A 24,371-nucleotide genomic window follows, 5' to 3' on the forward strand; every position below is an offset into this window, starting at 1 on the left:
GACCCCGGGCGATCACCAACCTGGGTGTGAGTCGCGTCCTGGGTGTGAGGCGCGTTCCCGGGCCTGTTTCGCCGGTTCAGCGCGACTCAGACCCAGGACGCGACTCACACCCAGGAAGCCAACGGCGCATGTCGGGCGTGGCTGTGCCCGGTTCTTCCCCGTCCCCCTGATAGCTGCCAGTTCTTAGCCTCGATCCACCGACAGGTGGAGTGTCGTGGTAGGGCGTGGGAGCGTGAGAATGCCCTTCTGAGCTGGGAGGATACGACTTGTCTAAGGCACGTATCGCCAGCTCAAGAAGGGCATCTCGTAGATGCAACTCTCTCACACCCGACCGGTCGTCTCGGCGGCCTTCGATGAGCCCAACCTCGTGTCGTCGGCGGGCCTGGTCCCGGCGATGGCCCTGGCCGGCGAGGCACGGCTGCGCGAGCTGGGCGATGAGCACCTGAGCGTGCCGACGGACAAGGGCGCCAACGCCGGGCTGAAGCTGTCGGGCCTGGTCGCCGGCATGACCGCCGGCGCGGACAGCATCGACGACATGGCCCTGCTACGCCACGGCGCGATGGGGAAGGTCTTCGCCGGCATCTACGCCCCCTCCACACTTGGCTCGTTCCTGCGCGCCTTCACCTTCGGCCATGTCCGCCAAGCCGACGCGATCGCCTCTCGGTTTCTGATCAACCTGACCCAGCGCACGGCCCTGCTGGGCGAGACCGCAGACACCGCGACGGTGATGGTCGACATCGACGACACCATCGTGGAGGTACACGGCTATCAGAAGCAGGGCGCGGGGTTCGGGTACTCCGGGGTGCGGGGCCTGAACGCCGTGCTGGCCACCGTTTCCAGCCAGACCTTCGCGCCGGTGATCGCCGCCCAGCGCCTGCGCAACGGCTCGGCCGGGTCCCCACGCGGGGCGACGCGTCTGGCCACCGACGCCCTCGCCCTGATCCGCCGCACCCACCTGGCCGGCCGAGACGTGCTGGTCCGGGCGGACTCGGCGTTCTACTCCCACGCCCTGGTCACCGCAGCGTTGAAGGCCGGCGCGAACGTCTCGATCACCGTGCGGATGGACCCGGCGGTCAAACGCGCCATCGCCGGCATCGCCGAGACCGCCTGGACCACGATCAAATACACCGACGCCGTCTACGACGAGACCACCAGAACATGGAACTCTCGTGCCGAGGTCGCCGAGGTTCCCTTCACCGCGTTCACCTCCAAGAACAAGACCGACCAGGTCCCCGGCCGGCTCGTGGTCCGCCGTATCCCCGATCTCAACCCCCGCAACAGCGAAGGCCAGGACACGTTGTTCGATTCCTGGCGCTTCCACGCCTTCTTCACCACCACCGACACCACCGAGATGGACACCGTCGCCGCGGACCAGACCCACCGGGCCCACGCGGTCATCGAGAACGTCCACGCCGACCTCAAGGCCTCCGCGCTGGCCCACCTGCCCTCCGGGGTGTTCAACGCCAACGCGGCCTGGCTCGTCTGCGCGGTCATGGCGTTCAACCTCACCCGCGCCGCCGCGACCCTGACCAAGACCCCCACTCTGACCAGGGCGACCACCGCGACGATCCGCCGCAAACTCATCACCGTCCCCGCCCGGATCGCCACCTCCGCCCGGCGTCTGACCCTGCACCTGCCGACCAACTGGCCCTGGCAGACCGCGTGGTCCACGCTCTACAACGCCCTCTTCCCCCGGCCCGCCACGACACACACCTGACCACCAGCCCCCGCCGGCACGAGAAGGAACCCCAGTGGAAAGCCGGGCAGACCGGCAACTCACTCACACCCAACGTGATCACAACCACCTCGCCTGAAACCAGACGACGTCACCAAGCTGGTCGGTGGATCGAGGCTTAGGCCGCGTGCGCGCGGGTCAAGTCCAAGCCCCCGGCCACAGCGAGCGCCGACCGCAGAGGCGCGGACTTGAGGCGCGAGTGCGCGGCTAAGAGAATGGGCAGCAGGGGGACGCCCAACTCGGCAAACCCCCGCCGAACTGGCGTCACTCGGCCGGCATCACCCGCACCTCGGCCGCGTCGACGTCGCCCACCGGCAGCGCGAACTCCAGCAGCTCCCGCCCCTCCGCCTCGACGTCCGCGACCTCCGAGGCCGACAGGGGCCGGTACGGCGTGACCGTCAGCACGGCGTCCTCGAGCCGCCACCAGCCGGCCACCTCGCCGTCGACCAGCAAGGCGTGCGGCACGACGCCGTTGCGGCGGTTCATGCGCTTGCGGTTGACGTCGTCGATGACGCGGGTGCGGTCGGCGTGGGAGCGCAGCACGTTGTCGAAGTCGGGCAGGAAGCGGACCGGCGCCGGAACGTCGGCGTCAGGGCGGGGCGCGTCGGGGAGGTCGAACAGCTCGCGGCCGGTCTCGTCGCGGAACACCCGCAGCGACGGGCGCAGCTCGTCGACGACGGCGCGCAGCCGGGTCAGGCCGCACCACGTCTGTAGGTCGGCGACCGACGCCGGGCCGAAGGCGCCCAGATAGCGCCGCACGAACATGTCCGGCGACGGCGCCGCCAGCGGCCGGTCGAGCCAGCGCTCGACCGTGGTCAGCCGGGTCTGCCCGCTCTGCCCCCACACGGCCCGCGGCGGTACCTGGACCAGCACCAGCAGGGCCCGCGCCACGTGCGCCAGGTGCGCGGCGCCCACGGACGGCCACGACGGCGCGAGCAGCGCGCCCAGCTCGGCCATGGTGCGCGGCTCGGCGTCGACCAGCTCGCGCGCGGCCGCGGCCACCGCCTCGACGTCGACGCCCGCGAGCGGCTTGGCGTGCTCGGCGTTGGTGCGAAGGTCGGCGACGTAGAGCGGCTGCACCCACGGCCGCAGGGTCAACGCGTCGGGCACGGACAGAAGATGGATGGTGCCGCGCTGGGCCGCGATGCGCACCACCGTGCGGTCGAGCAGCAGCCGGGCCAGCAGCTCGGGCCGGAACCCGCGCAGCCGCGACCACAGCTGGTAGTACGGCGAGAACGGCTGCTGCGCCTGCAGGCCGCCCAGGTGCTCGACGGTGGCGAGCACGGAGCGGTCGGCACGATCGGCGCGGTCGAGCAGCAGCTGCCGGGCCAGGGTGGCGCGGTTCAGCTGGCGGCGGGTCAGCACGTCGGACATGGCCCTAGCCTCTCGCGACCCACCGACAACGTCGCACCGGTCGAAGTGCAGAATCGCCGGGTGACGACGACGCTCTACCGCAACGGACGCATCCACAGCCCCGCCGACCCGTTCGCGACCGCGATGCTGGTGGTCGACGACACGGTCGCCTGGGTGGGCCCCGAGGGCGCCGCGAGAACCCATCTGGACGCGGCCGACGAGGTCGTCGACCTGGAGGACGCGCTGGTCGCGCCCGCGTTCGTCGACGCGCACGTGCACCTGACGGAGACCGGGCTGGCCCGCGACGGCCTCGACCTGGCGGGGACGGCGAGCCGGGCGGCGGTGCTGGACCTGGTGGCGAAGCGGGCGAAGGAGCGCCCCGGCGAGGCGATCCTCGGCTTCGGCTGGGAGGAGGACGGCTGGCCCGACGGCGGCGCGCCGACCCCGGACGAGCTGGACCGCGCCGCCGGCCACACCGCCGTCTACCTGGCCCGGCGCGACGTCCACACCGCCGCGGTGTCCGGCACGCTGCTGGCCGCCGACCGCTCCATCGCCCGCGCCGACGGCTACGACGACGGCCTGGTCCGCCGCGACGCCCACCACCGGGCCCGCCAGGCGGCCCGGTCCGCCGTCCCGGCGAGGAGGATGGCCGAGCTGCGCGAGGAGGCGCTGCGGCATGCCGCGTCGCTGGGCATCGGCGCGGTGCACGAGATCGGCGCGCCGCAGATCAGCGACTCCGCCGACTTCACCGCGGTCCTCGCGCTCGGCGCCGACCCGGAGCTGCCGGACGTCATCGGTTACTGGGGCGCTCGCGGCGCCGCGCAGGCCCAGGCCCTGGGTGCGGCTGGCGCGGCCGGCGACCTCAACGTCGACGGCTCGATCGGCTCGCGCAGCGCCCGGCTGTCCTCGCCGTACACCGACGCGCCGGACGAGCGCGGCCGGCTCTACCTCGACGCCGGCGCCGCCGCCGAGCACGTCGTCGCCTGCACCCGGGCCGGCATCCAGGCCGGCTTCCACTGCATCGGCGACGAGGCGGTCCGGGTCGCCGTCGAGGCCGTCGCGGCCGCCGCCGAGGTCTGCGGGCTGGCCGCCGTCGTCGGGTCGCGGCACCGGCTGGAGCACGTCGAGATGATCGACGATCTCCTGATCGCGTCGATGGCCCGGCTCGGCGTCGCGGCCAGCGTGCAGCCGGCCTTCGACGCGCTGTGGGGCGGCCCGGACGGCCTGTACGTCGAGCGGCTGGGCCCGGACCGCGGCATCGCGCTGAACCCGTTCGCCGCCATGGCCCGGGCCGGCGTGCTGCTCGCCTTCGGGTCCGACTCGCCGGTGACGCCGCTGGCCGGGTGGGAGACGGTGCGCGCGGCGTCGCAGCACCGGACGGCGGCCCAGCGGATCAGCGCGCGGGCGGCGTTCTCGGCGGCGACGCGGGGCGGCTGGCGGGCCGCGCGGGTCGAGGACGCCGGCGTGCTGGCGCCCGGCATGCGCGCGTCGTTCGCCGTGTGGGAGGTGCCGTACGAGCTGGTCGTCCAGGCGCCGGACGCGCGGGTCGCGGCCTGGTCGACCGACCCGCGGGCGGGCGTGCCGGGGCTGCCGGACCTGTCGCCGGACGTGCCGCTGCCGCCCTGCCTGCGGACGGTCGCGCGCGGCCGGACGGTGTACGCGGCCGGGTGAGTTAAGCGATCGATTAGGTCGCCGTTGACAACCGTGGCCCCCGGGCGTGTGCTGATCACAGCACGCACACGACAAGGGGGGTCTGAGCATGCAGGTACCCGCGCCGTTCGAGTACGAGCGAGCCACCAGCGTCGACCACGCGATCGGCCTGCTGGAGCGTCTGGGCAGCAGCGCCCGGCTGGTGGCGGGCGGGCACAGCCTGCTGCCGATGATGAAGCTGCGGCTGGCCAATTTCGAATACCTCATCGACATCAACGGCCTGCGTGACGAGCTCGGCTACCTCCGGATCGGCTCCGGCGAGATCCGGATCGGCGCGCTGACGCGGCACGGCGAGCTGCTCGAGTCCGACGAGCTGGCGGCGGCGTTCCCGATCTTCCGCGACGCCGAGCGGGTCATCGCCGACCCGGTCGTGCGCAACTGGGGGACGCTCGGCGGGTCGCTGTGCCAGGCCGACCCGTCGGAGGACCTGTCGGCGGTCTGCACGACGCTCGACGCGCGCTGCGTCATCCGTGGCCCGCGCGGCGAGCGGATCGTGCCGATGACGGAGTTCCACCACGGGCCGTACGAGACCGCCGTCGGCGACGGCGAGATCCTCACCGAGATCCGGTTCCCGGTCCGCCCGCGCGGCGGCAGCGCGTTCGAGAAGGTCGAGCGGCGGGCCGGCGACTGGGCGGTCGTGTCCGCCGGGGCCGCCGTCTGGCTGGACGAGAACGGGCGCATCACCGACGCGCGGGTCGGCCTGGCCGCCGTCGGGCCCAACACGACGGCGCTGCCCGCGGTCGCCGCCGCGCTGCGCGGCCGCGAGCCGTCCGAGCGGCTGTACGAAGCGGCGGCCAGCATCGCCGCCCGTGGCTGCCGTCCGGACACCGACATGCGCGGCAGCGTCGAGTACAAGCGGCACCTCGCCGGCGAGCTGACGAAGCGGGCGCTGCGCCGGTCGGTCGAGCGCGCGCTGGAGAGGAGGAGTTGACATGCAGGTCTCGTTGACGGTGAACGGCGAGGAGGTCGTCCGCGAGATCGAGGCGCGGCTGCTGCTGGTGCACTTCCTGCGCGACGTGCTCGGGCTGACGGGCACGCACTGGGGCTGCGACACCAGCAACTGCGGCACCTGCGTCGTCTGGCTGGACGGCCGGCCGGTGAAGTCGTGCACCGTGCTGACGGCGATGGCCGGCGGCCACGAGGTCCGCACCGTCGAGGACCTGGCCCGCAACGGCGAGCTCGACCCCGTCCAGCGCGGCTTCATCGAGTGCCACGGCCTGCAGTGCGGCTTCTGCACCCCCGGCATGATGATGACGGCACGCGCCCTGCTCGACGCGAACCCGGACCCGACGCCGGACGAGATCCGCACCGCCATCAGCGGGCAGATCTGCCGCTGCACCGGCTACGCCACCATCGTCCGCTCGGTCCGCTGGGCCGCCGCGTACGAGGCCGGAGGTGCACCGTGACCACCGTCGGCCGCAAGCCGGCCGGTTTCGAGGACAACGACCAGCACCCGGTCGGCCACGGCCGCATGCTGCGCAAGGAGGACCCGCGGTTCGTCCGCGGCCGCGGACGCTACGTCGACGACGTCCAGCTGCCGGGCATGCTGCACCTGGCCATCCTGAGGGCGCCGGTCGCACACGCGAAGCTGGTCAGCATCGACACCACCGCGGCCGAGGCGCACCCGAAGGTGAAGGCCGTCGTCACCGGCGCGACGCTGGAGACGCTGAGCCTGGCCTGGATGCCGACGCTGTCCAACGACGTCCAGGCCGTCCTGGTCACGGACAAGGTGCGGTTCCAGGGACAGGAGGTCGCGTTCGTCGTCGCCGAGGACCGCTACGCCGCCCGCGACGCGCTGGAGCTGATCGACGTCGAGTACGACGTCCTCGATCCGGTCGTCGACGTCCGCCGCGCCCTCGCGAAGGGCGCCCCGGTCATCCGCGACGACCTCGACGGCAAGACCGACAACCACTGCTTCGACTGGGAGACCGGCGACGCCGCGGCGACGGAGGCGGTGTTCGCGAAGGCCGACGTCGTCGTCAGCCAGGACATCGTGTACCCGCGGGTGCACCCGGCGCCGATGGAGACCTGCGGCGCGGTGGCCGACTTCGACCCGGTCGAGGGCCGCCTGACGCTGTGGTCGACGACTCAGGCGCCGCACGCGCACCGGACGCTGTACGCGCTCGTGGCCGGGCTGCCGGAGCACAAGATCCGGGTCATCGCGCCGGACATCGGCGGCGGGTTCGGCAACAAGGTCCCGATCTACCCCGGCTACGTGTGCGCGGTCGTCGGCTCGATCGTCACCGGCAAGCCGGTCAAGTGGATGGAGGACCGGTCGGAGAACCTGGTCAGCACCGGGTTCGCCCGCGACTACGTCATGCGCGGCGAGATCGCGGCCACGCGCGACGGGCGCATCCTCGGCCTGCGCACCCACGTGCTGGCCGACCACGGCGCGTTCAACGGCACCGCCGCGCCGGTGAAATACCCGGCCGGGTTCTTCGGCGTGTTCACCGGCAGCTACGACCTCGAGGCCGCCTACTGCCACATGACCGCCGTCTACACGAACAAGGCGCCCGGCGGCGTCGCGTACGCCTGCTCGTTCCGCATCACCGAGGCCGTCTACCTGGTCGAGCGGATCGTCGACTGCCTCGCCGCCGAGCTGGCGATGGACCCGGTCGAGCTGCGGCTGAAGAACTTCATCCGGCCCGAGCAGTTCCCGTACACGACGAAGACCGGCTGGGTGTACGACTCCGGCGACTACGAGCCGACCATGCGCAAGGCGATGGAGCTGGCCGGCTACGAGGACCTGCGCCGCGAGCAGGCGGAGAAGCGAGCTCGCGGCGAGCTGATGGGCATCGGCGTCTCGTTCTTCACCGAGGCCGTCGGCGCCGGGCCGCGCAAGCACATGGACATCCTCGGCCTGGGCATGGCCGACGGCTGCGAGCTGCGGGTGCACCCGACGGGGAAGGCGGTGGTCCGGCTCTCGGTGCAGTCGCAGGGGCAGGGGCACGAGACGACGTTCGCGCAGATCGTCGGCGAGGAGCTGGGCATTCCGCCGGCCGACGTCGACGTCGTCCACGGCGACACCGACAACACACCGTTCGGCCTGGGCACGTACGGCAGCCGCTCCACGCCGGTCTCGGGCGCCGCGGCCGCGCTGGTGGCCCGGAAGGTCCGCGACAAGGCCCGCATCGTCGCGTCGGGCATGCTCGAGGTGTCCGCCGACGACCTCGTCTGGGAGAAGGGCTCCTTCCACGTCGCCGGCGACCCCAGCGCGGCCGTGACGATCCAGGACATCGCCATGCGGGCGCACGGCGGCGGCGACCTTCCCGACGGGTACGAGGGCGCGCTGGAGGCGCAGATCACCTACAACCCGCCGAACCTCACCTACCCGCACGGCGCCTACATCTGCGTCGTCGACGTCGACCCGGGGACCGCGCAGGTGAAGGTGCGCCGGTTCGTCGCCGTCGACGACTGCGGCACCCGGATCAACCCGATGATCATCGAGGGGCAGATCCACGGCGGGCTCACCGACGGCGTCGGCATGGCGCTGATGGAGATCATCGCGTTCGACGAGGACGGCAACTGCCTCGGCGGGTCGCTGATGGACTACCTGCTCCCGACCGCGATGGAGGTGCCCGACTGGGAGACCGGCTTCACCGTGACGCCGTCGCCGCACCACCCGATCGGCGCGAAGGGCGTGGGGGAGTCGGCGACGGTCGGCTCGCCGCCGGCCATCGTCAACGCCGTCGTCGACGCGCTCGCGCCGTTCGGTGTCCGGCACGCCGACATGCCGCTGACGCCGTCGCGGGTGTGGGACGCCATGCGCGGCCAGGCGCGGCCGCCGATCTGAGCCGGGGCAGCCGTGACACACACGATCGAGGACCGGGCCGGCGAGCTGCTCGCCGGCCGGGTCCCGTTCGTCCGCGCCACCGTGGTGCGGGCCCAGGTGCCGGCGTCGGCGCGGGCCGGCGACGACGCGATCATCCTGGCCGACGGCACCATCGAGGGGTTCGTCGGCGGCCAGTGCACCGAGAGCTCGGTGCGGGCGGCCGCGCTGGGCGCCATGCGCGACGGCGAGAGCGTGCTGCTGCGGGTGCTGCCGGAGGACGCGGGGCCGTTCCCGGACACGCCCGGCGCCCGCGTCGTCGTCAACCCGTGTCTGTCCGGGGGAGCCATGGAGATCTTCCTGCAGCCGCGGCTGCCGCGGCCGCTGGTGCACGTCGTGGGCCACTCGCCGATCGCGGCGGCGCTGGCCGAACTGGGCGAGCCGCTGGGGTTCGAGGTGGTCCGGGCCGGCACCGGGACACAGCCGCCGGCGACGCCGTCCGCGCTGGTCATCGCCACCCACGGCGGCGACGAACCGGCCGTCATCAGGGCCGCGCTGGACGCCGGCGTCGGGTGGATCGGGCTGGTCGCGAGCCCGCGGCGAGGTGCCGGCGTGCTGGCGGAGCTGACGCTGACCGAGGCCGAGCGCGCCCGCGTCAGCACGCCGGCCGGGCTGGACATCGGCGCGCGGACGGCGGCTGAGATCGCGCTGTCGATCCTCGCCGAGATCGTCCAGGAGGTGCGGGCCGGGCGGCTGGCCGTCCCGGACCGCGAGCCGGCGCGGGCCCCGCGGCTGGCCGTCGACCCGGTCTGCGGCATGACCGTCGCCGTCGGGCCGGACACCCCGCACCTGGTCCTCGACGGCGCCGACGTGTGGTTCTGCGGGCCGGGCTGCCGCGACCGGTACGCGACGACGGCGGGGAGGTAGCGCTTGTTCGCCGACCCCGACGAGGTGCGCCGCCGGCTGGACCGCGTCGACTACCTGGTCGACGAGGGCACCGCCACCGCGATGTACTTTGCCGCCGAGCTCGGCCAGCCGCTGCTGCTGGAGGGCGAGCCCGGGGTCGGCAAGACGGCCGCCGCGAAGGCTCTGGCGCGGGTGCTGGGCGCCCGGCTGTTGCGGCTGCAGTGCTACGAGGGGCTGACCGCGGGCGAGGCGCTCTACGAGTGGAACTACCAGCGCCAGCTGCTGGCGATCAGACTGGCCGAGGCGCGGCACGAGCGGCTCACCGACGCCGACCTGTTCACCGAGGAGTTCCTGCTGGAGCGGCCGATCCTCGCCGCCGTCCGGGCGAACGGGCCGATCCCGCCGGTGCTGCTGATCGACGAGATCGACCGCGCCGACGACGAGTTCGAGGCGCTGCTGCTGGAGTTCCTCGGCGAGGCCTCGGTGACCATCCCCGAGCTGGGTACCTACACCGCCGCGCGCCCGCCCGTCGTGGTCCTGACGTCGAACCGCAGCCGCGAGCTGCACGACGCCCTGCGCCGCCGCTGCCTGTACCACTGGATCGACTTCCCGGAGCCGGAGCGGGCCGCGGAGATCCTGCGGCGGACGGTGCCGGCGGCGAGCGAGCCGCTGATCGGCTCCACCAGCCGGTTCATCGGCCGGGTCCGCGCCCTCGACCTGGACAAGGCACCCGGGATGGCCGAGACCATCGACTGGGTGGCCGCGTTGTCGTCGATCGGCGCGACGGACCTCGTCCGGGCCGATGCGGTCCGTACGCTGTCGGCCATCGCGAAGACCCCGGACGACCGCGGCGCCATCGCGGCGGCGTTCGAGGAGCTGGCGTGAACCCGTGACAGGGAGGATCCATGCAGATCGACAACGAGTTCACCGTGGGCGTGCCCGTCGACCGCGCCTGGGAGGTGCTCACCGACCTCGAGGGCATCGCGCCGTGCATGCCGGGCGCGCAGCTCACCGGCCGTGACGGCGAGGTCTACCAAGGCCGGGTGCGGGTCCGGGTCGGGCCGGTCGTGTCCGAGTACGCCGGCACCGCCACGTTCGTCGAGAAGGACGACGCCGCCCACCGCGCCGTCATCAGCGCCTCCGGCCGCGACTCTCGCGGCGCGGGCAACGCATCGGCCCAGATCGTCGCCCAGCTCCGGCCCGACGGCGACCGGACCGTCGTCACCGTCGACACCGACCTGCGGATCAGCGGGAAGATCGCCCAGCTCGGCCGCGGCATGATCAAGGAGGTGTCGACGAAGCTGCTCGGTCAGTTCGTCGAGTGCCTGGAGGGCAAGCTGGGCGGCGCCGCGGCGGCGGCCGAGCCCGAGCCCGTCGTCGCGCCCGCAGCCGCGCCTGAGCCCGAGCCGGCCGCCGCGGCTGCGGCGCCCGTCCCGCCCGCCGTCGAACCCGAGCCGCTGGACATCATGGGCGTGGCCGGCGGATCGATCGCGCGGCGGATCGTCCCGCTGGTGGTCACCCTGATCGTGCTGGTCGGCGTGACGATGTACCTGGTCACCCGCTGACCCATGACGCTGCTGCGTGGTGCGGACCGGGCGGCGTTCGCGACGGCGTTCGGCGTCAGGCTGCGCGAGCACGGGGTCGCGGCCGGGCAGACCGCCGTCGAGGACTTCGTGCGGGCACTGGCCGTCTGTGCGCCGGACACGCGGTCGCGGCTCTACTGGACCGCCCGCACGACGCTGGTGCGCCGCCACGGCGAGCTGGCGCCGTTCGACGCGGTGTTCCGGGCGGTGTTCGACGACGCCGAGCTGGACCTGGGGGAGCGCGGCCAGGACGGCGACCGCCTCCCGCCGGCGGACGGCGACGTGCACCGGCCGGGCGGCGCCGCGGCACCCGGCGGGGGCGTGGGCGGGCACCGCGGGCTGCCCTGGGCGACGCTGCCGCGGCTGACCGTCGCCGCCGACGGCGAGCCGGGCGCCGTCGCCGTCCCGCAGCGGCTGCCGAGCGCCCTGGCCGGGCTGCCGGACGCGCCGTTCGCCGCGCTCGACGCCGCGGAGATGGCCCTGCTCGGAGCCTGGCTGCGGGCCGCCCTGCCGAACTGGCCGACGCGGCGGACCCGGCGCCAGGTGGCCGACCCCGCCGGGCACCGGGTCGCCGTCCGGCCCACCATCGCGCGGGCCAGGCGGACCGGCTGGGAGGCCATCACCCTGGTCCGCACCCGGCCGGCCCGGCGGCCGCGGCGGGTCGTGCTGCTCTGCGACGTCAGCCGGTCCATGCAGCCGCAGGCGACGGCGTACCTGCACCTCATGCGGGCCCTGGCGACCGGCGCCGATGCGGAGGCGTTCGCGTTCGCGACCCGGCTGACCCGCCTGACCAGCGTGCTCGCGCACCGGTCGCCCGAGGAGGCGGTCGCCCGCGCGACGGCGCAGGTCACCGACCGGTTCGGCGGCACCCGCATCGCCGCCAGCCTGCGCGCGCTGCTGGCGTCGCACCACGCCGACAGCACCCGCGGCGCCGTCGTCGTCATCGCCTCCGACGGCTGGGACGCCGACCCGCCCGCGGAGCTGGCGGCGGCGCTGGCCCGGCTGCGGCGACGTGCGCACCGGGTGGTCTGGCTGAACCCGCGGGCCGGCGCGCCTGACTACGTCCCGTCGGTCGCGAGCATGGCCGCCGCCCTCCCGTACTGCGATGACCTCCTGCCGGCCGCGACGTTCCGCTCGCTGGCCGACGCGATCGCCGCCATCGCCCGCCACCGCTGACCGTCGGGCGCGGCGTCGCTGGTGGGAGACGGGTTCCGGCGCCTTTTGCAATGAGCACCTATACGCACCACCGGGGTGGCGGTGCGTATAGGTGCTCATTGCAAAGCGGCGAGCGTGCCGACCCACCGCACCGCGACCTAGCTCCAGAGTGTCACGTGGATGGACGGGCGGAAGCGGCCGACGTGGACGCCGGAGCCCTTGAGCATCGCCTGGGTGGCCCGCGGCGTCGTGACGAAGCGGACCAGCTCGGCCGCGGGCGTGGCGGGGCCGTCGTCGGCCAGGGTGAGGGCGGTCCAGACGCCGTCGCCGCGCAGGGACGGGCCGTTGAGGCGGACCAGGCGGCCGGTGCCGACGTCGCGGCCGACGGCGTACGAGACCGCCAGCGCGACGCCGTGGCCGCGCTGCGCCTCCTCCAGCGCGGCCGCGTGGCTCTGGAAGATCTGCTGCCGCTGCTCGGCCACGCCCAGCCGCCGCAGCAGCCCCGGGACCGGGCCGGTGTCGGCCGCCGCCGACGGGCCGAGCAGCCAGACCTCGTCGCGCAGCTGGGCCGCGCTGGGCGACGACACCGCGGCCAGCGGGTGCTGCGGCCCGACGACGACGATCAGCTGGTACTGCAGGAACCGGGTGCAGCGCAGGGTGTCGTCGACGGTGCTGGGCTGCGGGCCGATCGCGACGTCGACGGCGCGGGTGTGCAGCAGCGAGCCGAACGCGCCCGGGTGGTGCACGCTGAGCTCGACGTTGAGGTCGTCGGCGCGCCCGGCGAACAGCTCGATCAGCCCGGGCGCGGCGTACTCGGCGAACAGGCTGGACGCGGCGATGCGCAGCAGCCGGCGGCCGTTGCCGGCCTGGCTGACCTCGAGGATCGTCCGGTTCTGCAGGCCCACCAGCTCGGCCGCCCGGCTGGCCAGCCGCAGGCCGCCGGGCGAGAACGCCAGGCCCGACGCGGTGCGGTGGAACAGCTGGTCGCCCAGCTCGCGGCGCAGCTTGCCGATGTGCAGCGACACGGCCGCCTCGGTGATGGACAGCTCGCCGGCAGCCTGCTTGACCGAGCCCAGCCGGACGACCGCGAGGTAGGCCCGCAGCTGCGTCGGCGTCACCCGCTCACCGTATCGCCCGGACGGCTCCTCGCGGCGGTTGCTGATCATGCGTGTGGTATGTCCGTCTCGGCGATCGCGACACGCCGGGCGGAGACAACCTTTCTCGATCGACTTCTCCGTATCCAGTCGCCCGTGACCAGCGGCGCAGGGGCGTTTGCGCAGGTCGACCGGCGGCTTGACACCCCGCCGATGCATCCAGCAAAGTCACGAGGGTCCACCAGCGGACGAAACCGTTCGGGCCGGCGGTCCGGACGGGCGTTGCGAGGAGGGTCGAGGGGCGGTTCCTGTGTCTCACAGGGGCCGGGCATCCTTCGTGAGCCAGGCCCTCGCTCGCATGACCCGTCTGTACGTCGCCCGCAGCGGCACGGGGTGAGACGAGGTCGGGCCCGGCCCGCCCAGTAGACAACGGTCCGCGCGCCGCATCCAGCGGCGTCCGCGGCCCGGTCCGAAGGGCGGGGCCGGGCTGCGTCCTTCGTCACAGACGCTGGACCAGCACGGCAGCACCCCGGGCACTCAGTGCCCGGGGTGCACGTTGTACCGTCACGCGATCGGCAGCACACTTGACGGGGGCCGGTCAACCACCCGAACGGGCCCCACCGCCAGCCGCTGGACGTCGGACGGAGCAGGACAACGTGACCCACCTGTGGCGCTACGCCGGAGCCGCGCTCCTCGGTGTCTCGCTGATCGCCGCGTTCCCGCCCTACGACCTCTGGTTCGTCGCCGTCCTCGTGCCCGGCGCGTTCGCGCTTCTGGTGCGCGACCAGCCGCTGAAGCGCTCGGCGCTGCTGGGCTTCCTGTTCGGCGCCGGCTTCTTCCTGCCGCTGCTCGACTGGACCGGCATGGAGGTCGGGCCGATCCCGTGGCTCATCCTGGCCCTGTTCGAGGCGCTGTTCTTCATCCCGCTGGCGCTCGGCCTGACGCTGGTCATGCGGCTGCCCGGCTGGCCGGTCTGGACCGCCGCGGTGTGGGTCGCCGACGAAGCCGTCCGCGGCCGCCTCCCGTACGGCGGGTTCACCTGGGGCAAGCTGGCGTTCTCGCAGGCCGACAGCCCGATGCTGGGGCTGGCCTCGTGGGCGGGCTCGCCGGGGCTGTCGTTCGCGGTCGCGCTGTCCAGCGGGCTGCTCGCCTGGGTCGTCGTCGAGCGCCGGCTCTGGGTGCGGGCCGCGGCCGCCGCGGGCGCCGTCGCCATCGTCGTCGCGCCGCTGCTCATCCAGCCCCTGCAGCCCGACGGCGTCACCGTCACCGTCGCGATCGTGCAGGGCAACGTGCCGGCCGAGGGGCTGGCCTACAACGACGAGAAACGCGCCATCACCCGCAACCACGTCGAGGCGACCGAACGGCTGGCCGCCGACGTCGAGGCGGGCGAGGCCGAGCGGCCCGACATCGTGCTGTGGCCGGAGAACTCCTCCGACATCAGCCCGTACCACGACGCCGACACCTTCCGGGCCATCGACGGCGCCGTCCAGGCCATCGGGGTGCCGACGTTGATCAGCGCGATCGTCCCGACCGACGACGGCGAGAACGTCCGCAACACGTCGATCCTGTGGGACCCCGACACCGGGCCGGGCGCCACCTACGTCAAGCGGCACCCGATGCCGTTCGGCGAGTACATCCCGATGCGCTCCATCGCCGAGCGCATCACCGACGCCGTCAACCAGCAGCCGCGCGACCACCTGCCCGGTGACACCGTCGGCATCTTCCAGGTCGGCGACACCACCATCGGCAACGTCATCTGCTTCGAGGTCGCCTTCGACGGCATCGTCCGCGACGCCGTCCTCGACGGCGGCCAGTTCCTCTCCGTCCAGACCAACAACGCCACGTTCGGGCGCACCGAGATGACCGAGCAGCAGCTGGCGCAGTCGCGGGTGCGGGCGTTCGAGCACGGCCGGACGGTGCTGGTGTCGGCGCTGGCCGGCGTCAGCGCCGTCGTCGCACCGGACGGGACGGTCTTGGACCGCGCCGAGCTGTTCACCCAGGACGTCATCGTCACCGAGGTCCCGCTGGCCGACGACCTCACCCTGGCCACCCGCATCGGCGCCTGGCCCGAGTGGATCGTCACCGCGCTCGGCCTCGGCGCCGTCGCGATCGTCGTCGTCAACGCCCGCCGCAACAGGCGCGCCGGCGCTCCCGCCGCCGACGAGCCGCGGCCGTCCGTGGAGGCAGGTGTGCCATGACATCGGTCCTCGTGGTCATCCCCACCTACAACGAGGCGCTGACCATCGGCAAGGCGGTCGACCGCACGCGCACGTCGGTGCCTGACGCGCACATCCTGGTGGTCGACGACGCCTCGCCCGACGGCACCGGCGCCCTCGCCGACGAGCTGGCCGAGCTCGACGACCACGTGCACGTGCTGCACCGCGGCGGCAAGCAGGGCCTCGGCGCGGCCTACGTCGCCGGCTTCGGGTGGGGGCTGGCCCGCGACTACGACGTCATCGTCGAGATGGACGCCGACGGCTCGCACCAGCCCGAGGAGCTGCCCCGGCTGCTGCACGCCGCCGAGAACGCCGACCTCGTCATCGGGTCGCGCTACGTGCCCGGCGGGCGGACGGTGAACTGGCCGTACAAGCGGCAGGCGATCTCGCGCATCGGCAACACCTACACCCGGGTCGCGCTCGGCACGGCGCTGCGCGACGCCACCGGCGGATTCCGGGCGTTCCGGGCCGCCGCCCTGCGCGAACTGGACATCGAGAGCGTGGCGTCGCAAGGTTATTGCTTCCAGGTCGACCTTGCGTGGCGGGCGGTCCGGGGCGGGCTCCGGGTCATCGAGGTCCCGATCACGTTCGTCGAACGGGAGCAGGGAGAGTCGAAGATGGACGGCAAGATCGTGCGCGAGGCGCTGTGGCGGGTCACCCGATGGGGTGTCGAGCACCGCGCCCGGCAGCTGCGCGGCCTCGTCGGAGGGAGCCGGCGGTGAGACGCTTCGGCCCGTTCGCCCTCGGCGTGATCGAGCTGATCGCGCTGGTCATGGTGGCCAACTGGGTCGGGCTCGGCTGGGCGCTGCTGCTCCTGCTGGGCACCAGCGTGCTGGGCATCGCCCTGCTGCGCATCGAAGGGCTGCGCGCGTGGCAGGAGCTGCGCTCGGCGGCCGCCGACGGCCGGTTCCCGCAGGACGAGCCCGAGTCGGTGCCGGCGTCATCGGCGCGCATGGCCGACACCGGGGCGCGCATCCTCGCCGGCGTCCTGCTGACCTTCCCCGGTTTCCTCACCGACCTCATCGGCCTGGTGCTGCTGATCCCGCCGATCCGGCGTGGCGTCGGCCGGCGCATGGCAGCGTCGGCGTTCCGTACGTTCCCCGGCCGCCGTACCCCGGGTGCCGCCGGGCCGGGCCGGTCCGGCGCGGGCGGCACGGGCGGCGTCCAGCACGGCGTCGTCATCGAGGGCGAGGTCGTCGACACCGACCCGCCCCGCGACGGGAAGAAATAGCCGGACGCGTCTGGACACAGAACCGCGCCTGCCCCCGGGTGGCTCCCGGGGGCAGGCGCGGGTTCAGCGGACGAGGAGGACGTATCAGGCGGTCTTCTTGCGGCGTCCGCCGCGGTCGGCGAGGTGCGCCGCGCCGGGGATGAGGCCGGAGCGGAGCAGTTCGAGCCGCTCGTCGAGCAGCGCCTCGAGGTCCTCGATGGAGCGGCGCTCCAGGAGCATGTCCCAGTGGGTGCGGGCCGGCTTCGACGGCGCCTCCTCGGGACGGTCGGTGGCGACGCGCAGCGACTCGGATCCGCAGCGGGGGCAGTCCCAGAGGGCGGGCACCTCGGCCTCGGTCGAGAACGTCATCTCGAAGCGATGGCCGGCGGTGCAGCTGTAAGCAACCGTCTGGCGCTCGGCGAACTCGACGCCGCGCTCGTCCTCGTAGCTCGTCGCCCCGAGGCGGGAGCCGCGCAGGGTGGAACGCTCGGACATGTGTGAAACCCTTCCGGGGCAGTGGTGACCCCTGGGACGAGACGTCGGTTCTTCTACCTCGCCGTCGTGGTCACATCGAAGCGATCACAACGACATGATGACAACGGACGGCCGGAGAGTAATGTTCCGCGTTCCCTGTGATAATGCAATCTGGGCGACGTGATGTTCCTCACCGGTAACGTGCGACCGACCTCGGGACCTGGTTCCCGGCGGCGACGATGCCGGCTTGAAGATCCACCTTCGACAGCACGATCAGCCCGGCGATGAAGAACGTCACCAGCACCAGCACGGACCACCGATACGAGTCCGTCAACTGGAACGCCAGGCCGAACGCCAGTGTTCCGAACCAGCTCGTGCCGCGTTCGGCGGCCTGGTAGAGGCTGAAGTACTCGGCCTCCTTGCCCTTGGGGACGAGCAGGCTGAACAGCGACCGCGACAGCGCCTGGCTGCCGCCGAGCACGAACCCGATGGCCACGGCCAGGATCAGGAACGGCACGACCTGCTCGACCGGCAGGAAGAACGCCGCGCCGACGACCACCGTCCACAGCACCAGGCTGGACATGACGATGTTCTTCGCGCCGTAGCGGTCGGCCAGCCGGCCCAGCGCCAGCGCGCCGCCGAACGCGACGAACTGGACGATGAGGATCGCGACGATCAGGACGTCCTCGCCGAGCCCCAGTTCCCGGTTCCCGTAGATCGACGACGCCGAGATGACCGTCTGGACGCCGTCGTTGTAGAGCATGTACGCGATGAGGAACAGCAGCGTCTGCGGGTAGCCGCGGGCGTGGCGCAGCGTCTCGCGCAGCTGGCCGGCGGCCTGCCGCGCGGTGCTGCCGCCGACCCGGACGACGCCGGTGGGCGGCCGGTCGCGGATGCCGCGGAACGGGATGATCGTCCACGCCGCCCACCACAGCCCGGCCGACAACAGGCTGATGCGGACGGTGTCGGACCGGCTCAGGCCGAACGGCTCCAGCGTCACCAGGGCGAGGTTCAGCGCCAGCAGCAGGCCGCCGCCGAGGTACCCGAACGCCCAGCCGCGCGAGGAGACGCGGTCGCGGTCGTCCTCGTGCGCGATCTGCACCAGGATCGCGTCGTACACCACCATCGACGAGCCGAGACAGATCGCCGCGACGACCAGCAGACCGGCCCCGAGCTGCCAGTTCGCCCCGGCGACGAAGAACATCGCGGCGGCCGCCGCGGACCCGGTCCACGCGAACCCGGCCATCAGGTGCCGCTTCTTCGACGTCCGGTCCGCGATGGCGCCGACGATCGGCAGCAGCAGCGCGGACAGGATCGTCGCGAACGTCACGGTGTAGGCGGCGACCGACCCGGCGGCGATCGGGACGCCGAGCACGGACAGGTCGCCGTGGCACGGGTCGTCGGTCGTCCCGGCCTCGCCGCACGCGGCCGTCTCGGCGACCGCCGTCAGGTACGGACCGAACAGGACGGTGGCCGTCGTGGTGACGAAGGCCGAGTTCGCCCAGTCGTAGAAGTACCATGCTCGGTGCTCCCTGGCCCGCGCGACGGGATCGGCCAGCGGGCCCGACGGGGCGAGGACGTTCGTCACGCGCGGACGGTACCGGGTGCGGAGCGGTCGTGGCCAGGCGACACGATGTCCCTGCAGTGAACGAGTGATGAGGAGACGACGACGGTGACGGTGCGGGAGATCCGCCTCTACGGCGACCCGGTGTTGCGGACGGTGACGGACCCGGTGACGGAGTTCGGCGAGGCGAGCCGTGCGCTGGCCAAGGACCTACTCGACACCTTGGACCTGCCGGGGCGGGCCGGCGTGGCGGCGCCGCAGATCGGGGTGCCGCTGCGGGCGTTCTCGTACGACCTCGAGGGCCAGCGCGGCGTCGTGTTCAACCCCGTCCTCACCGGGACCGAGGGGGAGCAGAGCGGCGAGGAGGGCTGCCTGTCGGTGCCGGGCCTCTGGTTCCCGACGCCGCGCGCGGCCTGGGCCGCCGTCGAGGGGTTCGACGCCGACGGCGAGCCGATGCGCGTCGAGGGTGAGGGCGAGCTGGCCCGCTGCCTGCAGCACGAGACCGACCACCTCGACGGCATCGTCTACATCCACCGCCTCGAGCCGTCCACCCGCCGCGGCGCGATGCGCGAGATCCGCCGCAGCGCCTGGTTCGCCTCGGCCTGAGCACATGACCGGCGACGACGAGGACCTGCGGCCCGACATCGGGGCGGCCAAGCGTCGCATGCGCCTGACGTCCGGCGGCGAGCGCGAGCTGGTGCGGCTGGAGTGGGTGCTCCACGACGGCGAGACCGTCGAGCGCATGGCCACCGGCATGTACGGCCGCGGCGTCGGCCTGCTCGCGCTGACCGACCGGCGGCTGGTGTTCCTGCATCGCGGCCGGCTGTCGCAGACCACCGAGGACTTCCCGATCGACCGCATCACGACGGTCCAGTGGCATACCGGGGTGCTGAGCGGCACCATCACGGTCCACGCCACCGGCAAACGGGCCGAGATCACCAACGTGCACAAGGACGACGGCCGCGCGCTGACCGACCGGCTGCGCGAGCGGATCGCCCTACCGGCCCCGGCGCCGGGCGGCGACGGCGTGATCGAGCAGATCCGCCGCCTCGGCGAGCTGCGCGACGCCGGGATCGTCACCGAGGAGGAGTTCGCCGCCAAGAAGGCCGAGCTGCTGCGCCGCCTCTGATCAGCCCGCCGGGTGCCACTGGCCGCGCGACCGCAGGACGTCGCGGAGCAGGTCGGCGCGGTCGGTGATGAGGCCGTCGACGCCGAGGTCGAGCAGGCGGCGCAGCTCCGCCGGCTCGTTGACGGTCCAGACGTGCACGGGCTTGCCGGCGGCGTGCGCGGCCGCGACACTCGCGGGCGTCACGACGGCCCGGCCGCGGAACGTCGCCGGCACCTGCAGGCAGTCGACGCCGCGCAGGACGGAGCCGGCGAAGCGGCGCAGGCCCGGCGTCGACGCGGCCGCGACGAACGCCGCGATCAGCGTCTGCCCGGCCGACGTCGCGACGGGGGCGGCGACGCGGCGCAGGACGGCGCGGCGCCGGGCGTCGGAGAAGGAGGCGATGCAGACGCGGTCGTGCGCGCGGGTGCGGTCCAGGACCCGGGCCAGCGGCGCGGCCGCGCCGGCCGACTTCACGTCGATGTTCACCCGCAGCCGTGGCCAGCTGCCCAGCACGTCCTCCAGCGCCGGCACCGGCTCGACGCCGCCGATCAGCGCCTTCGACACCTCGGACCAGGGCAGCCCGGCGACGGCGCCGGTGCGGTCGGTGACGCGGTCCAGCGTCGCGTCGTGCAGGGCGACGACGACTCCGTCGGACGTCGCGTGCACGTCGGTCTCGACGTAGTCGTAGCCCAGTTCCACGGCCGCCGCGAAGGCCGCCATGCTGTTCTCGAGGCCGTCGAGGGAGAATCCACGGTGGGCCAGCGCGAGCGGGCCGGGACGGTCGAGATACGGATGGATGCCGGCCACGGGGTCAGGCTAACCGCCGGGGGAGAGATGATGAGCGACGACGGCCTGCGCGAGCTGCTGGTCCGCTGGCAGGCGGGCTGGGCGACGGCGCGCGACTACCGATCCGGCGTCGACGGCGAGGTCGTCACCGTCGACATCGGGCTGCCTGACCGCATGACCGAGACGATCGTGCTGTCCACCGACCCGGAGCTGTACGAGCTGGTGGCCGAGCGGGTGGCCGAGCCGGGCCACTGGCTGACGGCGCCGACGGCGGACCGGGCGCGGACGGAGGTCGCGGCGGCCGGCGCCGGGTTCACGCCGGTGCCGCCCGAGTGGCTGATGTCGCGTCCGCTGGACGACCACCCACGGCACGAGCCGCCGGACGGCTACGAGACCTGGCTCAGCGGCCGCGAGCCGATGATCGTCGCCGAGGTCGTCACCACCGGCGGCCCCGACGCGCGGACGCTGGCCGCGAAGGGCCACCTGGCGCTCAGCGGCGAGGGCGCCGACGCCGTCGCCGACCGCATCTTCACCGTCCCCGAGCACCGGCGGCGCGGGCTCGGCTCGGTCGTCATGGGGGCGCTGACGACGGCCGCCCGCGAGCGCGGCGCGCGCCACGGGCTGCTGGTCGCGTCGCAGGACGGCCGCCGGCTGTACGAGCGGCTCGGCTGGCGGGTCGAGGCGCAGATGGCGACGGCGCGCTGGACCGGCAACGGGGCGCCCGCGGCGCCGGCCGGCGCGGTTGCGTGATGCCGACCGTGAGGTCCCGAGCGGCAGCGAGCCCCGCAAGGGAAATGCGATTAGAGTGATGCCCGTCGCGACTGGCGCAGCGGCCCGGGTGACCGGGCAGGGTGGAACCGACCACCGGGGAGCGGACGGCCGTGGCACCGCGCGCCTGGGTGCCCGGGAGACACCGACACATCGAGGGGATGTGGCTCTCGCCATGACCACGAACGACCGCGCCGCCCTGCAGTCCGCCGACCCCGAGGTCGCCGCGCTGATCACGGCCGAGGAGGAGCGGCAGCGGCAGACGCTGAAGCTGATCCCGTCCGAGAACTACGTGTCCCAGGCGGTGCTCGAGGCCACGGGCACCGTGCTGACGAACAAGTACTCCGAGGGCTACCCCGGGCGCCGCTACTACGAGGGCCAGCAGGTCATCGACCAGCTCGAGACGCTCGCCGTCGAGCGGGCCAAGGCGCTGTTCGGCGCCGACCACGCCAACGTCCAGCCGTACTCCGGCTCGCCGGCCAACCTCGCCGTCTACCTCGCCACCGCGCAGGCCGGCGACACCGTCATGGGCATGTCGCTGCCGATGGGCGGGCACCTGACGCACGGCTGGAAGGTCTCCGCGACCGGCACCTGGTTCCGCGCGGTGCAGTACGACGTCCGCCGCGACACCGGCCGCATCGACCTCGACCAGGTCCGCGAGATCGCGCTGGCCGAGCGGCCGAAGGTGATCTTCTGCGGCGGCACCGCCATCCCGCGCACCATCGACTTCGCCGGGTTCGCGGCCATCGCGCAGGAGGCCGGCGCCGTCCTGGCCGCCGACATCGCGCACATCGCCGGCCTGGTCGTCGGCGGGGCGCACCCGACACCCGTCGGCCACGCCGACATCGTCACCACGACGACGCACAAGACGCTGCGCGGCCCGCGCGGGGCGATGATCCTCACCACCGAGGAGTACGCCAAGCCGATCGACAAGGCGGTCTTCCCCGGCCTGCAGGGCGGCCCGCACAACCACACGACGGCCGGCATCGCGGTCGCGCTCGGCGAGGCGGCGGAGCCCGCGTTCAAGGACTACGCGCACCAGATCGTCGCGAACGCCCAGACGCTGGCCGACGAGCTGCTGGGCCGCGGCTTCGACCTCGTCTCCGGCGGCACCGACAACCACCTGATCCTCATCGACCTCACCTCGAAGGGCGTCGCCGGCAAGCCGGCCGCCAAGGCGCTCGACCTGGCCGGGCTGGAGACGAACTACAACACCGTCCCGTTCGACCCGCGCAAGCCGTTCGACCCGTCCGGCCTGCGCCTGGGCACCCCGGCCCTGACCAGCCGCGGCATGGGCGAGGCGGAGATGCGCGAGGTCGGCCGCTGGCTCGACGAGGTCGTCACCGCCGCCGCCGGGTCCGACGAGGACGCGCTGGCCGCGGTGGTGGCCCGGGTGCGCGGCGAGGTCACCGAGCTCACCGGCCGGTTCCCGACGCCCGGACTGGACGGCTGAGGGCGTCGGGGTCGGCGGGCCGGACCAGCTTGAGGTCCGGCCCGGCGTCGAGGCGGAAGCCGACGCCGCGGGTGGAGCGGATCGTCACCGACGCACCGGCCACCCGCAGCTTGGCCCGCAGCCGCTTGATGACCGACTGCACGGCGGCCGGGCCGGCGAAGTAGGAGCCGCCCCAGGCGCGTTCGTGCAGCTGGTGGTACGTCCACACCTGCCCGGGACGGCCGGCCAGGCAGCCGAGCACCTTGAACTCGTACGGCGTCAGCGGCAGCCCGCGCCCGTGCCAGGTGGCCTCGTGCCGGGAGAAGTCCAGCGCCAGGCCACCGACCCGGACGACGTCCTCGGCCGGCGGCGTGGCGGCGGTTCCCGCTGCGGGCCCCGGTCCGGCCACCGCGCCGGTCGCGGCTCCGGCATCGGCGCCGGCCAGGCGGCGCAGGAACCGTCCGGCCGCGCCGGCGTCGGGCGCGAGCACGAGGATGCCGGTGCCGTCGAACCGGCCGGCCAGCCGGGCCCGCTCGGCGGGGGAGCTGGTGATGCAGACGACCACCGGTGCGGCCTCATGCGCCATGATCGCCACCCACCGTCGCGCGGGCCGGGTGGACCGGCGCCGACGCCGCCCACAGCGTGTCGAACAGCAGGCCGAGCGCCCCGGCCAGCTCGCGGCTGCGCACGATCAGCGCGACCACGCCGCCGACCCCGGGCGCGACCAGCGGCATCAGCACGGTGTGGCCGTCGAACACCGCCCATTTCATCGGCAGGTCGTCGTGGAACACCCGCGCGTCCTCGCCGGCCGCGACCCAGACGCCGATGTTCTCGACGACGGTGGGGTGGGCCATCAGCGCGTGGTCGTAGACGGCGCGCACCCGGACGCCGCGGGCCAGCGCGTCGAGCTCGGGCTGGTTGCTGCCGCCGACCTGGATCGGCCGGCGCACGATGATGTCGATGGCCCGCTCGGACGCGGCGTGCAACCGGTCGAAGCGGTCGCCGACGAGCTTGGGTGTGCGCAGGATCTCGACCAGCTCGCCGTCGCCGCCGGCACTGGTCTCGAACCGCCGCATGAGGTCGGGCAGCGCCGTCTGGACACTGCGCTCGCGCTCGCGCAGCTCCTCGCGGCCGCGCTCCAGCAGCCCGGCGAACGCGACGTCGGGCGCCGACGGCTGGAACCGGCTGCTGTACCCGGCGCCGGCGTCGATCAGGCCCTTGTCGACCAGCGACCGCAGGATCAGGTAGACGCTGCTGCGCGACGTGCCGGTGAGGTCGGCGATGGCGCCAGCGGCCAGTGGTGAGCGCTCCAGCAGGCACACGTAGACGCGCGCCTCGGTCTTGGTGAGGCCCAGCCCTTCGAGCAACGACTCGGTCTGCACGCGCGCCTCCGGTGGGGGCTCCGGCCTGCGGGATGTGCGCTTCATCGTGACCCCGGGAAGCCCGCCGCGTCAAACACGTCGTACAAGCTGTGGACGACATCCTCCAATTGCCTGTGAACTGCCCGG

Annotated in this window: 22 protein-coding genes and 1 pseudogene; 16 read left to right on the forward strand and 7 right to left on the reverse strand. The window is 73.5% G+C overall.

Annotated elements, in window-relative coordinates:
• The first annotated feature begins 310 nt into the window (after nt 1-310).
• Nucleotides 311-1,717 carry an IS1380 family transposase gene (locus tag BLV05_RS21115; RefSeq protein ID WP_083421320.1) on the forward strand — a complete coding sequence of 469 codons (1,407 nt, stop codon included), beginning with the start codon at nt 311-313 and terminating at the stop codon, nt 1,715-1,717.
• Between the two features lie 282 nt (nt 1,718-1,999).
• Here the strand turns inward: BLV05_RS21115 and BLV05_RS37080 are convergent, their stop codons facing one another.
• Complete coding sequence (locus BLV05_RS37080; RefSeq protein WP_046772262.1) at nt 2,000-3,109, reverse strand: winged helix DNA-binding domain-containing protein; 1,110 nt, start codon at nt 3,107-3,109, stop codon at nt 2,000-2,002.
• Between the two features lie 45 nt (nt 3,110-3,154).
• Between BLV05_RS37080 and BLV05_RS21125 the strand changes: the two are divergent.
• The 8 genes and pseudogenes from BLV05_RS21125 to BLV05_RS21160 all read left to right on the forward strand — a co-directional run bounded on the left by BLV05_RS21125 (nt 3,155) and on the right by BLV05_RS21160 (nt 12,232).
• Nucleotides 3,155-4,787, forward strand: a pseudogene (locus BLV05_RS21125) (amidohydrolase).
• Nucleotides 4,788-4,847: 60 nt separating this feature from the next.
• On the forward strand, nt 4,848-5,729 hold the full coding sequence (locus BLV05_RS21130) for an FAD binding domain-containing protein (RefSeq protein WP_046772264.1): 882 nt from the start codon (nt 4,848-4,850) through the stop codon (nt 5,727-5,729).
• Between the two features lies 1 nt (nt 5,730).
• Nucleotides 5,731-6,204, forward strand: a complete 474-nt coding sequence (locus BLV05_RS21135; protein WP_046772265.1) for a (2Fe-2S)-binding protein — start codon at nt 5,731-5,733, stop codon at nt 6,202-6,204.
• Nucleotides 6,205-6,269: 65 nt separating this feature from the next.
• On the forward strand, nt 6,270-8,591 hold the full coding sequence (locus tag BLV05_RS21140; RefSeq protein ID WP_172860808.1) for an aerobic carbon-monoxide dehydrogenase large subunit: 2,322 nt from the start codon (nt 6,270-6,272) through the stop codon (nt 8,589-8,591).
• Between the two features lie 12 nt (nt 8,592-8,603).
• Nucleotides 8,604-9,494 carry an XdhC family protein gene (locus BLV05_RS21145; RefSeq protein ID WP_046772267.1) on the forward strand — a complete coding sequence of 297 codons (891 nt, stop codon included), beginning with the start codon at nt 8,604-8,606 and terminating at the stop codon, nt 9,492-9,494.
• Nucleotides 9,495-9,497: 3 nt separating this feature from the next.
• Nucleotides 9,498-10,358 carry an AAA family ATPase gene (locus tag BLV05_RS21150; protein WP_046772268.1) on the forward strand — a complete coding sequence of 287 codons (861 nt, stop codon included), beginning with the start codon at nt 9,498-9,500 and terminating at the stop codon, nt 10,356-10,358.
• Nucleotides 10,359-10,378: 20 nt separating this feature from the next.
• Nucleotides 10,379-11,038, forward strand: coding sequence for an SRPBCC family protein (locus tag BLV05_RS21155; protein WP_046772269.1), 660 nt, complete (start codon nt 10,379-10,381; stop codon nt 11,036-11,038).
• 3 nt (nt 11,039-11,041) lie between these two features.
• Nucleotides 11,042-12,232 (forward strand): vWA domain-containing protein, encoded by a 1,191-nt coding sequence (locus BLV05_RS21160; RefSeq protein WP_046772270.1) that lies wholly within the window; start codon nt 11,042-11,044, stop codon nt 12,230-12,232.
• A gap of 137 nt (nt 12,233-12,369) precedes the next feature.
• Here BLV05_RS21160 and BLV05_RS21165 read toward each other — a convergent pair whose 3' ends face one another.
• On the reverse strand, nt 12,370-13,329 hold the full coding sequence (locus tag BLV05_RS21165) for a LysR family transcriptional regulator (protein ID WP_046772308.1): 960 nt from the start codon (nt 13,327-13,329) through the stop codon (nt 12,370-12,372).
• Between the two features lie 632 nt (nt 13,330-13,961).
• Between BLV05_RS21165 and lnt the strand changes: the two genes are divergently transcribed.
• Genes lnt through BLV05_RS21180 form a run of 3 tightly spaced genes read left to right on the forward strand, consistent with a single transcriptional unit; the run spans nt 13,962 to nt 16,752 of the window.
• Nucleotides 13,962-15,503, forward strand: a complete 1,542-nt coding sequence (gene lnt / locus BLV05_RS21170; RefSeq protein ID WP_152691072.1) for an apolipoprotein N-acyltransferase — start codon at nt 13,962-13,964, stop codon at nt 15,501-15,503.
• A complete protein-coding gene (locus BLV05_RS21175) occupies nt 15,500-16,243 on the forward strand; it encodes a polyprenol monophosphomannose synthase (RefSeq protein ID WP_046772272.1) in 744 nt (247 codons plus the stop codon). The genes lnt and BLV05_RS21175 overlap by 4 nt, the downstream gene beginning before the upstream one ends.
• Nucleotides 16,240-16,752, forward strand: a complete 513-nt coding sequence (locus BLV05_RS21180) for an FxsA family protein (RefSeq protein WP_052763086.1) — start codon at nt 16,240-16,242, stop codon at nt 16,750-16,752. The genes BLV05_RS21175 and BLV05_RS21180 overlap by 4 nt, the downstream gene beginning before the upstream one ends.
• An 84-nt stretch (nt 16,753-16,836) precedes the next feature.
• Here the strand turns inward: BLV05_RS21180 and BLV05_RS21185 are convergent, their stop codons facing one another.
• Nucleotides 16,837-17,226 (reverse strand): RNA polymerase-binding protein RbpA, encoded by a 390-nt coding sequence (locus tag BLV05_RS21185; RefSeq protein ID WP_046772273.1) that lies wholly within the window; start codon nt 17,224-17,226, stop codon nt 16,837-16,839.
• A 169-nt stretch (nt 17,227-17,395) separates the two neighbouring features.
• Complete coding sequence (locus BLV05_RS21190) at nt 17,396-18,793, reverse strand: MFS transporter (protein WP_197683237.1); 1,398 nt, start codon at nt 18,791-18,793, stop codon at nt 17,396-17,398.
• Nucleotides 18,794-18,877: 84 nt separating this feature from the next.
• Between BLV05_RS21190 and def the strand changes: the two genes are divergently transcribed.
• Both def and BLV05_RS21200 read left to right on the forward strand, forming a co-directional pair.
• Nucleotides 18,878-19,375 (forward strand): peptide deformylase, encoded by a 498-nt coding sequence (gene def, locus BLV05_RS21195; protein WP_046772274.1) that lies wholly within the window; start codon nt 18,878-18,880, stop codon nt 19,373-19,375.
• Nucleotides 19,376-19,379: 4 nt separating this feature from the next.
• Nucleotides 19,380-19,898, forward strand: a complete 519-nt coding sequence (locus BLV05_RS21200; protein ID WP_052763087.1) for a PH domain-containing protein — start codon at nt 19,380-19,382, stop codon at nt 19,896-19,898.
• Here the strand turns inward: BLV05_RS21200 and BLV05_RS21205 are convergent, their stop codons facing one another.
• The gene (locus BLV05_RS21205; protein WP_046772275.1) at nt 19,899-20,684 is read right to left on the reverse strand and encodes a glycerophosphodiester phosphodiesterase family protein; all 786 of its coding nucleotides are present in this window, start codon (nt 20,682-20,684) and stop codon (nt 19,899-19,901) included.
• 30 nt (nt 20,685-20,714) lie between these two features.
• On the opposite strand from BLV05_RS21205, the gene BLV05_RS37085 reads away from it, so the two are divergent.
• Together BLV05_RS37085 and BLV05_RS21215 are read left to right on the forward strand one after the other, a co-directional pair.
• Nucleotides 20,715-21,413: a GNAT family N-acetyltransferase gene (locus tag BLV05_RS37085; protein WP_197683238.1), complete on the forward strand. Its 699-nt coding sequence runs from the start codon at nt 20,715-20,717 to the stop codon at nt 21,411-21,413.
• Between the two features lie 193 nt (nt 21,414-21,606).
• Nucleotides 21,607-22,884, forward strand: coding sequence for a serine hydroxymethyltransferase (locus tag BLV05_RS21215; RefSeq protein ID WP_046772277.1), 1,278 nt, complete (start codon nt 21,607-21,609; stop codon nt 22,882-22,884).
• Here the strand turns inward: BLV05_RS21215 and BLV05_RS21220 are convergent.
• Nucleotides 22,847-23,449 (reverse strand): winged helix-turn-helix domain-containing protein, encoded by a 603-nt coding sequence (locus BLV05_RS21220; RefSeq protein ID WP_152691073.1) that lies wholly within the window; start codon nt 23,447-23,449, stop codon nt 22,847-22,849. The two genes, BLV05_RS21215 and BLV05_RS21220, sit on opposite strands and share 38 nt — an antisense overlap.
• On the reverse strand, nt 23,439-24,245 hold the full coding sequence (locus BLV05_RS21225; protein ID WP_046772278.1) for a TrmB family transcriptional regulator: 807 nt from the start codon (nt 24,243-24,245) through the stop codon (nt 23,439-23,441). The genes BLV05_RS21220 and BLV05_RS21225 overlap by 11 nt, the downstream gene beginning before the upstream one ends.
• Nucleotides 24,246-24,371: the final 126 nt, after the last annotated feature.

This window comes from Jiangella alkaliphila, assembly GCF_900105925.1.
GTDB classification, from domain to species: domain Bacteria; phylum Actinomycetota; class Actinomycetes; order Jiangellales; family Jiangellaceae; genus Jiangella; species Jiangella alkaliphila.